Source organism: Vibrio sp. M260121 (assembly GCF_036533715.1).
GTDB lineage: Bacteria > Pseudomonadota > Gammaproteobacteria > Enterobacterales > Vibrionaceae > Vibrio.
Map to the genome: position 1 here is coordinate 81,560 of NZ_JATABF010000018.1, position 11,445 is coordinate 93,004.

Consider the following 11,445-nt stretch of genomic DNA (forward strand, 5'->3'; position numbering starts at 1 on the left):
AGCAACGAGAACAATGGGAATCACCATGGCTAAAACAGTAGGCATTTCTGAAGAAGAACTTTACGCTCCGGTTCAATGGAAAGATTGCAGCGAGAAATACGAGGACATTCATTACCACAAGTCTGTAGATGGTATCGCGAAAATCACTATTGCACGTCCTCAAGTGCGTAACGCGTTTCGTCCTCAAACGGTAAAAGAGATGATTGATGCGTTGGCAGATGCACGCTACGACTCTGGTGTTGGCGTGATCATTCTGACAGGTCTAGGTGAAGACGCATTCTGTTCTGGCGGTGACCAGAAGATCCGCGGCGACTACGGCGGCTACAAAGACGACCAAGGTACGCACCACCTAAACGTATTGGACTTCCAACGTGATATTCGCACTTGTCCAAAACCAGTGATCGCATCTGTAGCAGGTTGGGCTGTGGGCGGTGGTCATGTACTGCACATGATGTGTGACCTAACGATTGCAGCTGACAACGCTCAATTTGGTCAAACAGGCCCTAAAGTGGGTTCATTTGACGGCGGTTGGGGCGCATCTTATATGGCTCGTATCGTAGGCCAAAAGAAAGCTCGCGAAATCTGGTTCCTATGTCGTTTCTACAATGCTCAAGAAGCAGTAGACATGGGCCTAGTAAACACAGTTGTACCACTAGCGGATCTAGAGAAAGAAACCGTTCGTTGGTGTCGTGAAGTTCTGCAACACAGCCCAATGGCACTGCGTTGCTTGAAGGCTGCATTGAACGCGGACTGTGATGGCCAAGCGGGTCTGCAAGAACTGGCGGGTAACGCGACTATGATGTTCTACATGACAGATGAAGGCCAAGAAGGTCGTAACGCATTCAACGAGAAACGTCGCCCAGACTTCGACAAGTTCCCTCGTAACCCATAATCCGTATAAGAAGAGGAGCCTATGTGCTCCTCTGTTTCGTTTTTCGTCCTGAGCGTCTCGCCCTCTGGGAGACTAGCGAGTTCTCTTGTTAAAAAGCTCAGAATATACGGCATTACATAGGATTCGAATTATGCGTAAAGCGAAGATTTACCGTTACTGTCTACCAATGGACAGTGGCGTAATACTACGTGATAACAAGCTGACGGAACGTAAAGGTTATATCCTTGAATTAACGGATGGTGACAAGGTTGGTCGCGGTGAAGTTGCTCCTTTGGTTGGCTTCAGTCTAGAAGGCACTGAGGAAGCGGGCATTCAGCTGCAAGCGCAAGCAGAGCGCTGGGTGGCAAACTTGCCTTTAGATTACAACCACATGTATCCATCGGTTGCATTTGGTCTGTCTATGGCTCAGCTGGAGCTTGAAGGCGGTTTACCTGCGCAGGGTAAGTACCAAGTCGCGCCGCTGTGTAACGGCGACCCAGATGACTTGATCCCTAAGCTGAACGAAATGGAAGGCGAAAAAGTCGCGAAAGTAAAAGTGGGTTTATACGAACCTATTCGCGACGGCATGTTAGTAAACTTGTTCCTTGAGTCGATTCCACAGCTGACACTTCGCCTTGATGCTAACCGTGCTTGGACACCAGAAAAAGCGCAGCAGTTTGCTAAGTACATTGCACCATCACTGCGCCAGCGTATTACCTTCTTGGAAGAGCCATGCCGCTCTCCGGGTGATAGCCTGTCTTTCGCTATCAATACGGGTATTGCAATCGCGTGGGATGAAACACTGCAAGATGCGGTTCGCCGTGAAGACTTCAGCTTAGAAGATCTGACTGGCGTAAAAACCATCATCATCAAGCCAACGCTGATCGGCTCAGTTGATTTCTGTATTAAGCTGATTGAAAAGGCGAAGACGTTGGGTATCAAAGCGGTGATCAGTTCAAGCATTGAATCAAGTCTTGGCCTAAACCAGCTTGCTCGCTTAGCGCAATGGCAATTACCTAATGAGATCCCAGGTCTGGATACGATTGGTTTGTTCAAAGCGCAGCTAGAGCAAGGTTGGCCGAAGTGTGAACTTCCAGTTATTCCGCTTTCAGAGCAGGAGTTAGTGTGGCATTCAGCATAGATACTATTGCGATTGCACCATGGAAATATTGGGCTCAAGTGAGCCCTTTTTCTATTGCGCTTGAGACAATCAAAGAGCAAATTAACTGGCAGCAATTGACTGCTCGTGTTGACTTGTATTCTCGCTACCTTCAACAGCAGGGTATCGCGAGTGGAGACGTGTTGACGCTAGTCGGTAAGAACCAAGTTGAAACCCTGTGGTTTTATCTTGCTGCGCAGCAGATAGGCGCAATTGCTGCGTTGACCATGCCGCAGCCATTTGAGGCTCTCTCAGGTAAGTTAACGACGCTATACAAGCCAACCCAACAACGTTTTGTGTGGTTTGCTGATGGTGTTGCCGCTAGCTACTCTGAACAGCAGTTATCGCAACTATCTATCATCCAACTTTCGACTCTGGATAGCGAATCGCAAAGTGACGTTGGCAGTTCAAACGAAGGCTACGCAAATGATGCTTTAGCGTCTATTGTGTTTACTTCTGGCTCGACAGGCACCCCTAAAGCCGTGGTGCATACTCATCGTCAGCACCTGGCTTCTGCTCAAGGTCTGTTAAGCGAATTCCAATTCAACCATCAAGATACTTGGCTGCTTTCATTGCCGCTTTACCACGTGTCAGGCTTGGCGATTGTCTACCGTTGGTTGTTTGCAGGCGCAACACTCAAAGTAGGGAACGGAAATCTTGCTGATGATATTCTTGGCGTCTCTCACGCTTCTTTAGTTGCGACCCAGCTTAAGCGTTTACTGGATGAACAAGTCGAATTGTCCCTCACGCATGTCTTACTGGGCGGTAGTCATGTTGCTCATGAGTTGGCACTGCGAGCAACGCAGCAAGGCATTGAAACTTGGCTAGGTTATGGCATGACAGAAGCGGCCTCTACCGTAACTGCAAAGCAAATTGATAGCATCAGTAACGCAGGTCACCTATTACAAAACCGCGATATTAAGCTGGTGGAAGAGCGTATTTATATCGGCGGGAAAACGCTAGCAGCAGGCTATTTCAAGCAAGGCTCAGTTATCTCACTTCTGAATGAGAATGGTTGGTTCGACAGTAAGGATCTCGGAGAGTGGCAAGGCGATGAACTCAAGATCATTGGTCGAGCAGATAATCAATTTATCTCCGGCGGTGAGAATGTTCACTGTGAAGAAATTGAAGCGGTACTGAACCAAATTGAGAGTATTTCACAAAGCATTGTTGTGCCAGTAGAGGATGTTGAGTTTGGACACCGACCAGTGGCTGTGATTCAAACAGAGTTGTTATTGGACAAAGCTCAATACGAGCAACATCTGCAAACTAAGCTAGAAAAATTCAAATGGCCAGTAGCGTATTACGCAATGCCTCAAACCCTGTTGGGTGGGGGAATCAAAATCTCGCGTAAAGCGGTGAAAGACTGGTTAAAAAATGAAGTGCAAAACGGTGACTAAGCGTTATTGCACTTCAGGGGGATGTGGTGATGGTGAGTCACCACAATTCTTTAGTTAGCGAGCGCGAGTTTCATCTGCTCAGCTACTTTATCTACTTTTCCTAGACCGATAATCACTTGTAAGCCGCCTTTACCAATCATGACTACGCCAGCAGCACCCAATTGCTTAAGCTTAGCTTCGTCAGCTAGGGATGAATCTTTTACGGTCAAACGAAGTCGAGTAATACAGTTGTCCACTTCTAGGATGTTGTCTGCACCGCCAATTGCTGCGATGTAATCTTTTGCTAGCTCGCCAATATTCTCAGTGACTTCTTTTTCCATGTCCTCACCACGACCCGGCGTACGCAAGTTGAACTTGATGATCGCGAAGCGGAATACGCTGTAGTAAATCGCAAAGAAGACTAAGCCTTGTGGGATCAGCATGTACCATTTGGTTGCCAGTGGGTTTTGGCTTGATAGCACGAAGTCAACAAAACCTGCCGAGAAACCAAAGCCCGCCATCCACTGCATGCTTGCTGCAATGTACATTGAGATACCTGTCAGCACCGCGTGAATCAGGTACAGCACTGGCGCTAGGAACATAAAGCTGAACTCTAGAGGCTCTGTAATACCAGTGAAAAAGGAAGCCATCGCTGCAGCTAGCATGATAGAAAATACTTTGGTTTTGTTTTGCTTATCAGCACAGTGATAAATCGCAAGAGCAGCGCCAGGTAGACCAAACATCATGATTGGGAAGAAGCCTGCTTGGTACATACCCGTTTGACCGACTACAGCTGTACCGTTAGCAATAGATTGTGCGCCGCCTAAGAAGTTTGGAATGTCGTTGATGCCAACCACATCAAACCAGAAGACAGGGTAAAGCGCGTGGTGCATGCCGATAGTTAGCATGAGACGGTTAAAGAAACCAAATAAACCCGCGCCAACCGCACCCATGGATTCAAGTTTGGTTCCGAAAATAATTAATGCATCGTAAATCACAGGCCATACGTAAAGCAGAACAAAAGCCAGCGCCATGCCTGCGATAGAAGTGAGAATAGGTACTAGGCGTTTACCACTGAAGAACGCCAGCGCTTTTGGTAGCTCGACTCCGGAATAACGGTTGTAGATTTCAGCCGAGATAATACCCACCAAGATACCGATGAACTGGTTGTTTATCTTATTGAATGCATCCGGCACTTCATCTGCTGCGACATCCATTAATTGTGTGACGGCTCCCGGCGCCAGTAGTGTCGTTAGTACCATAAAGCAGATGAAGCCAGACAGTGCTGCTGAGCCGTTTTTGTCTTTGCTCAGTCCAAATGCGACACCAACGGCGAACAGTACTGCCATGTTGTCGATGATTGCGCCGCCTGATTTAATGAGAAATGCCGCTAAGACACTTTCAGAACCCCAGCCGACCGGATCTATCCAGTAGCCGATCCCCATCAAGATTGCCGCAGCAGGTAGGGTTGCTACGGGTACCATTAATGCCTTACCGACTTTTTGCATGTAGCCGAGAATATTCATATTTGCCCCTATAATTTTAATACCACCTAAAACATGTTCTATGTTTGAAAGTGGTGTTTTTATTAAGTTTCTAAGGGCTATTTGAAACTTAATTATCGACGCAAACAAACGAATTCACTACTATCATGAATTAATATTTTTAATGCATGGTCGATCATGGCAAATCAACAGTTACTGCTTCGAAACCTTCATACCTTTAGCATCGCAGCTAAGCATCTCAGCTTTACGCAGGCGGCAAAAGAGCTGCACTTGACTCAAGGTGCCGTGAGCCATCGCATTAAAGTGCTAGAACAGGAATTGGGTTTCTCTCTGTTTGTTCGAGGCACTCGAAAGCTTGAACTGACATCAGAAGGGCATCGATTTCAAAAAACGTTATCTACGTCACTCAGTACCATTTTTAACGAGATTGAAGAGATCAAGTCGACGGACTTGGTGGGTGAGCTCAACATTGCTGCGTCACCTGGGTTTTTGAATGGGTGGTTGATGCCTCGTATTGCGGATTTCCAGCGCCATTTTCCGGGTTTTAACCTCAACCTTTTCGCCCAAGAAAACCAACTCGATTTGGTGACCAATCAGATTGATGTGGCGATCTTTTACGATACTGATCATATGGTTGATGTGTATCGTCAGCGGTTATTTGGCGAAAAATACATTCCGGTCTGTACACCTCAGTACATGAAGGAACTGAATATCTTAGAAGACGGCACTGAGTCTCTCAATCGCATCAACTTTGTTCACGCACTTGGTTCTGATGTTTGGCAGCGCTGGATTGCTTATATGGGACTGGACGTGGATGTTTTTCAGCATTTTTACTGTGTGAGCCATCGTGATATGGCAGTGCTAGCGGCAAGAAATAGCGTTGGTGTTGCGATGGGGCGATATCGATTCGTCAAAGATCTCTTAGACAAAGGCGAGCTGGTTAGTCCTTACCCGGTGATGGATACCCAGTTAGGATACGATTTGATTTGTCCGTCAGGCTACGAGCATAGACCTAAAGTGAAGACTTTTATCTCGTGGGTAGAAAGCCAACTTAGTTGATTTCGCAATGTATTAGTCGAAAAGGGAATTTCGCATCCTTATAACTCTGAATCATAATCATGCTCAAAGATTAAGGAATAAAGCATAAGGTTCAGGATGATCAAGTTAGTGTTAGCGGCAGCGGTGTTGCTACAAATTGGCGTGGCGATGAGTACGCAGGGGTTAACGCGCTCATTGGCTGAGTTAACTGCTTTTCTGGTCGCGATCGCATTAGTGTTGGTACACAAAAGCCAAAGCACACGAAAAGTTGAGCCAACCCAGCCTCAGAAAATCAATCAAGGTTTAGTTGAGAAGTAACCAGCCTAAAGACGTAGTAGAAATCAGTACCCACAATATGACACCAAACAACAATGGTTTAGCGCCTGCCGACTTCAGCTTCGATACTGAAATGCTGCAACCAATCAAGAACAGACACACCACAAGCGCTTGCTTAGCAATAGCAAAGATACCTTGATACACCACTTCAAATTGCGGGAAGAAGTCGCTGAATGCAATCGCAGCGCAGTACCAGAAAATGAAGTAAGGAATCACTAACTTACTCTTGCCTTCCTCTCCGTTACCGCGAGAAAAAATCACAGCACTCACTAGCGCGACAGGAATGATCCACAATGCGCGAGCAAGCTTCAATGTTGTTGCGGTAGTCAATGCTTCTTCACCGTAAGCAGATGCTGCACCCACAACGGAAGAGGTATCGTGAATTGCAATCGCAGCCCACGTTCCGAACGTATGCTGATCCAAGCCAATAGCGTGACCAATAACAGGGAAGATGAATAGCGCCAGTGAGTTCAGAACGAAAACCGTTGCAAGTGCAAGACCGATTTGTTCGTCCTTTGCTTTAATCGCTGGAGCGACCGCAGCAATCGCGCTACCACCACAAATGGCGGTACCAGAAGCAATCAAATACGCCGTTGTGCGTTCGAGTTTTATTGCTTTGGCGATCATCATGCCGATCACAAGCGTGCCAAGGATGGTTGTGATGATCAGACCAATGCCGTCAGAAGTGACCGCGAGTGCTTGGTCAAAGTGAATCCCAAAGCCCAAACCAATAATGGAATAAGAAAGCAGCTTCTTGGTAAATGAAGCAATAGGAAGCTCTGTCGGTACTAGGCTAAAACTCGCCAAAAGAAAACCGATCACAAGCGCGATAGGAGAGGACACAAAAGGGGTTAAACAAAACAGCAGTGCCAATCCAAAGGGGATATTCTTTGTATTCAAGGGTGTCGTTCGTTGTTATGAGTTAAAGCGTGGAGTATACAGTAACGCTTTTGGTCAGAAAGTCTTAATGAATTGAACATGCGTTCAGTAAAACTAAACACATGTTCAACATTCTGAAATTATCTTGTGGTGAATCTAGCGCCAGTCGCCGCGAAGCGCTTGCACCTTTTCAAACATGGCTTGTGCACTGGCTTGTTTTGGATCAACAGGCGAGCCTGCTTCGATTTCTAACTTAGACCAGAAACGCGTTGGTAGCCCTTTGCACGCGCGACCTTTTGCACGGCTGAAATAGCTGCCCCACAAGCCTTTTAGGGCGATTGGAATCACTGGAACAGGGCTGCGACGAAGTATGATGTCGATACCACGCATAAACTCGTTCATTTCACCATCTGACGTTAAACGCCCTTCTGGGAAGATGCACACGATATGGCCTTCACTCAGTGCTTTTTCAACATCATTAAATGCGCGGCGAATCGATGTTCGATTGCTAGCCGAGATGGGGATCACGCCTGCTCGGCGAAGAAATCGTCGCAAAGGAGGAAGGTTCGCATAGTCTTCTTCCATCACAAATCGAATCAGGCGAGGGCAGACCGCACTTAACAGTAGTGAGTCCATATAGCTAACATGGTTGCAGACGATCAACGCACCACCGTGTTCTGGAAGGTGGTGTAGGTTCTTATGTTTGACACGGTAAATGGTGTGAGTGACCACCCACATCGCAAAGCGCACCACAAAGATAGGGATCTGCAGGAAGATGTACGCAGCAACCAAGAAGTTCAGGATAGCCAAAAGAGCGAACAGTTGAGGAATGCTCATCTCAAGCACACTTAAACATACAATGCCTAATACAGCACTGCCTACCATGAACAGAGAGTTAAAGATGTTCAAGCCAGCAATTACTTGTGCACGTTCTGTTTCTTTCGCCCTGTGTTGCATTAAGGCGTAAAGAGGAACGATAAACAAACCACCCGAAATACCAATCATCAATAAATAGAAGAACAGTGGCCAGAAAGCGTCATAGCTGACGAATTCTGCGAATGTATGGAATCGAGGTAAGTCCGTTGGAATCGATGTCGCCATCAAGAAGCCGAAAATGGTTATCCCTAAAGCACCAATTGGTACGATACCCACTTCAATACGATGATTGGACAGCCAGTTACATGCCATTGAGCCAACCGCAATCCCCACAGAGAAGAGCGCTAACAGAAAGGAAACTGCGCTTTCGGTGCCATTCAAATATACCTTGGTGAAGTTAGGGAACTGAGTCAAGTAAGCTGCACCCAAGAACCAGAACCAACTGATCGCCATGATGCATTGGAAAACGATGCGGTCAGACTTGGCAATAGAAAGTGTGTGTTTGGTTTGCTTGTACGGTTGCCATTTGAATTGAATGTCCGGTGCGCTTGCTGATGCAAATGGAATAAAACGACTCGAAAAATAGCCAAGAACAGCAAAGATAACGACGCAGAAGGCAGCAAGATATTTCGCATTGTCGGCCGAAGCAATAAGCCCCGCGCCAAGCGTACCGACCAGAATTGCAATAAAAGTACCGGCTTCGACCAATGCGTTGCCAGGAACCAACTCTTTCTCACTGAGTTGTTGAGGGAGCAAAGCGTATTTGACGGGACCAAAGAATGCGGATTGCGTTCCCATCAAGAAAAGCAGCAAGAGCAGCACGCCGTAGCTTTCGGTGATAAAGCCAATCGCCCCCAGAAGCATGATGCCGATTTCGAAAAGCTTTACCTTACGAATAAACCAAGACTTCTCGTATTTATCAGCCAATACTCCCGCAGACGCCGAGAACAAGAAGAAAGGCAGAATAAATAAACCAGCAGCCAAGTTAATAAACAGGTTACTAGAGATCGGTAATGCGCTAGATCCTGCAAAGGCCACAAACAGCAGCAGTACATTTTTGAATATGTTGTCGTTGAAAGCTCCGAAAAACTGGGTGACAAAATAGGGGAGGAACTTTCGCTGCCTAAGCAAAGACGACTGGCTGTCTGATGACATGAATAATCCTTTATTACCAGCTGATCAGATAGTTTGAAATCAGGTTATCAATAAGCTCTTTACCATCAATTGGTTCACTAGAGAAAAACTTATCATCAACGCTAAGAAGCGTGATTCCATGTACACCTGACCACAATACGCGACTCGCTTGCAGTACTTCAGATTCAGTACGATGCGGTGCGATTTGAGCAAGTAAGGATTCTAGCATGCCAGTCATACCGTCGATGCGTTTTGCGTGCCACTCTGGTAGCTCGGCACCATTCATGTTGTGCTCGAACACAAGTTGCCAGCGGTATGGGTGTTTTTGCGCGAAGTCGTGGTAGCAGTATGCCAGTTCAAAAAGTGATTGATGAGCATCCTTACTGTTTTTCGTCGCGGCTACGGCTTCTTGTTGCAACTCATCCAATGTCTGTGCAACGGCATGTAAAAGCAGTAGGTTGTAGTTACCAAAGATATTCACGAGAGTACTTGGCACGTAACCTATCATGTTAGCGATCTTGCGAAGGCTAAGGTCGTGGTAAGAGTTTTCGTCTAAAAAGTCTTTGACTGTGGAAAGAGTCAAGTTGACCAACTCTTCTCTGGTGTGATCGTTTCTGCGCGCCATAATTTAAAACTACTTATTGAACAACGTTCAATATGATAGTCAGCTACCGATTGACCGTCAATAACGCAAACAAGTCATAAACCTATTGCTTGGCAATATTCTGATACATGTCTTCTATTGTGGAATGTTTCATTGTTGAATCTGACGGAGTATGATGGTCACATCTCATATTTAGCGTGCTACTGATATTGGATGCTTGTTCATCTTGTTATCTGGCAGCATGATTAAGTACTTATCGTCAATTTTAAGGATAACGATGAAACGTTTATTTTCGATTGTCGCCCTACTGATGTTTACCGTTGCTGTAACGCCTATCGCGGAAGCGAAGAAGTTTGGTGGTGGTAAGTCTTTCGGTAAGAGCTATAAAACGGCTCCTGCTCCTAAACAGCAGCAACAAAACACAAACACCATTGGTAAAGAACAAGGTGCTAAATCTTCAAGCAAGAAAGGCTTGATGGGCGGCTTACTTGGTGGTCTTCTTGCTGGTGGTCTATTGGCAGCATTCTTTGGTGGTGCGTTCGAAGGTATCCAGTTTATGGATATCCTGATCATTGGTTTGATTGCGTTTGTTATCTTCAAGCTGATGCGCGGCATGCTTGGTGCTAAGCAGGGCAGTATGAATCAGCATCGTCAGCAGCCAGCATTTGGTGGTAACGCTTCTAAGTTCGAGCAACCAAACATGCAGAACTTTGAACAGCAGCCTAACAACACAAACGCAGGTGGTTTTGGCGGTTTCGGTGCACAAACTGACATCCCGCATAACTACCCACCGGGTTTTGACCAAGTAGCATTCATTAATGGCTCTCGTGAGCACTACCGAATCCTGCAAGGTGCTTGGAACCACAACCAACTTCATACGATTGAAGAGTACGTTTCTCCAAGCCTATTTGAAGACTTGAAAGCAGAGCGTGCGAAGCTAGATGGCGAGCAACACACTGATGTGATGTACGTAGATGCGGAAATCGTTCGTGCTGACTACGATGCAAGCAAAGCACAGCTTAGCCTGCAATTTAGCGGTCGTTACCGTGATGCAGAGGAAGGTATTGAAGAAGATATAGAAGATATCTGGCACCTAGAGCGTGACCTAACAGTACCAAATGCACCTTGGTTGATTGTTGGTATTCAAGGTTAATCACCAACAGCGTTCAATTTAGTCTTAGTAAAATCCCGCTTTCGAGCGGGATTTTTTATGTTTGGAAATCAGAGAATCGAAACCTATAGATATAATGTCGAGTGGTTAAAGTCGAGCAAACAGGACCCTTACAAGGGAAACGATGAGTCACACATAGGGAATGGTGAAGATAGAGCTAATGAGATGATCTATGGCTTGATTCCATTGACCTAAAATAAACCAACTGACACTTTGATTCCCTCTCAAGCAGAGCTAGTTAAAAGTATCTAGGTGTCGTACTACTTAACGAAAGATCACTAAAAATCGCGCTGTGAGTGAGGCTAGATTTATCCAGATAGTTGGGTAAGTCATTGAAAAACGGTAGTTATCGAACGAAAAAAAGCCAGCTCAATGAGCTGGCTTGTTCAATATGGTGGAGGGGGACGGATTCGAACCATCGAAGGCAGTGCCGGCAGATTTACAGTCTGCTCCCTTTGGCCACTCGGGAACCCCTCCAGGGTGTTTTATACTT

The 11,445-nt window shown here is 46.2% G+C and carries 10 protein-coding genes and 1 tRNA gene; 6 read left to right on the forward strand and 5 right to left on the reverse strand.

The features are described 5' to 3' along the window. Positions 1 to 25: 25 nt before the first annotated feature. From menB to menE, 3 genes are all read left to right on the forward strand, one after another. Complete coding sequence (gene menB, locus QTO06_RS12040) at positions 26 to 892, forward strand: 1,4-dihydroxy-2-naphthoyl-CoA synthase (protein ID WP_009707163.1); 867 nt, start codon at positions 26 to 28, stop codon at positions 890 to 892. Positions 893 to 1,022: 130 nt separating this feature from the next. Continuing rightward, on the forward strand, positions 1,023 to 2,012 hold the full coding sequence (menC, locus tag QTO06_RS12045; RefSeq protein WP_071235631.1) for an o-succinylbenzoate synthase: 990 nt from the start codon (positions 1,023 to 1,025) through the stop codon (positions 2,010 to 2,012). Then, positions 1,997 to 3,430, forward strand: a complete 1,434-nt coding sequence (gene menE, locus QTO06_RS12050) for an o-succinylbenzoate--CoA ligase (protein ID WP_331408241.1) — start codon at positions 1,997 to 1,999, stop codon at positions 3,428 to 3,430. Before menC ends, menE begins: the two co-directional genes overlap by 16 nt. 50 nt (positions 3,431 to 3,480) lie before the next feature. Here the strand turns inward: menE and nagE are convergent, their stop codons facing one another. Continuing rightward, positions 3,481 to 4,935 carry an N-acetylglucosamine-specific PTS transporter subunit IIBC gene (gene nagE, locus QTO06_RS12055; protein WP_009707160.1) on the reverse strand — a complete coding sequence of 485 codons (1,455 nt, stop codon included), beginning with the start codon at positions 4,933 to 4,935 and terminating at the stop codon, positions 3,481 to 3,483. 156 nt (positions 4,936 to 5,091) lie between these two features. Between nagE and QTO06_RS12060 the strand changes: the two genes are divergently transcribed. Together QTO06_RS12060 and QTO06_RS12065 are read left to right on the forward strand one after the other, a co-directional pair. Continuing rightward, positions 5,092 to 5,973 (forward strand): LysR substrate-binding domain-containing protein, encoded by an 882-nt coding sequence (locus QTO06_RS12060; protein WP_331408242.1) that lies wholly within the window; start codon positions 5,092 to 5,094, stop codon positions 5,971 to 5,973. 96 nt (positions 5,974 to 6,069) lie between these two features. After that, a complete protein-coding gene (locus QTO06_RS12065) occupies positions 6,070 to 6,270 on the forward strand; it encodes a hypothetical protein (RefSeq protein ID WP_045414947.1) in 201 nt (66 codons plus the stop codon). Here QTO06_RS12065 and QTO06_RS12070 read toward each other — a convergent pair. The 3 genes from QTO06_RS12070 to QTO06_RS12080 form a co-directional block, all read right to left on the reverse strand. Then, on the reverse strand, positions 6,256 to 7,161 hold the full coding sequence (locus tag QTO06_RS12070; protein WP_331408250.1) for a YeiH family protein: 906 nt from the start codon (positions 7,159 to 7,161) through the stop codon (positions 6,256 to 6,258). The two genes, QTO06_RS12065 and QTO06_RS12070, sit on opposite strands and share 15 nt — an antisense overlap. 162 nt (positions 7,162 to 7,323) lie before the next feature. Next, the gene (locus QTO06_RS12075) at positions 7,324 to 9,198 is read right to left on the reverse strand and encodes an MFS transporter (RefSeq protein ID WP_331408244.1); all 1,875 of its coding nucleotides are present in this window, start codon (positions 9,196 to 9,198) and stop codon (positions 7,324 to 7,326) included. A gap of 13 nt (positions 9,199 to 9,211) precedes the next feature. Then, positions 9,212 to 9,802, reverse strand: a complete 591-nt coding sequence (locus QTO06_RS12080) for a TetR/AcrR family transcriptional regulator (protein WP_005437561.1) — start codon at positions 9,800 to 9,802, stop codon at positions 9,212 to 9,214. A gap of 256 nt (positions 9,803 to 10,058) precedes the next feature. Here QTO06_RS12080 and QTO06_RS12085 point away from each other — a divergent pair, with 256 nt between their 5' ends. Beyond that, a complete protein-coding gene (locus tag QTO06_RS12085; RefSeq protein WP_331408246.1) occupies positions 10,059 to 10,934 on the forward strand; it encodes a Tim44 domain-containing protein in 876 nt (291 codons plus the stop codon). Between the two features lie 410 nt (positions 10,935 to 11,344). Here the strand turns inward: QTO06_RS12085 and QTO06_RS12090 are convergent. Further along, positions 11,345 to 11,429: transfer RNA gene (locus QTO06_RS12090), tRNA-Tyr, on the reverse strand. Between the last annotated feature and the right edge of the window lie 16 nt (positions 11,430 to 11,445).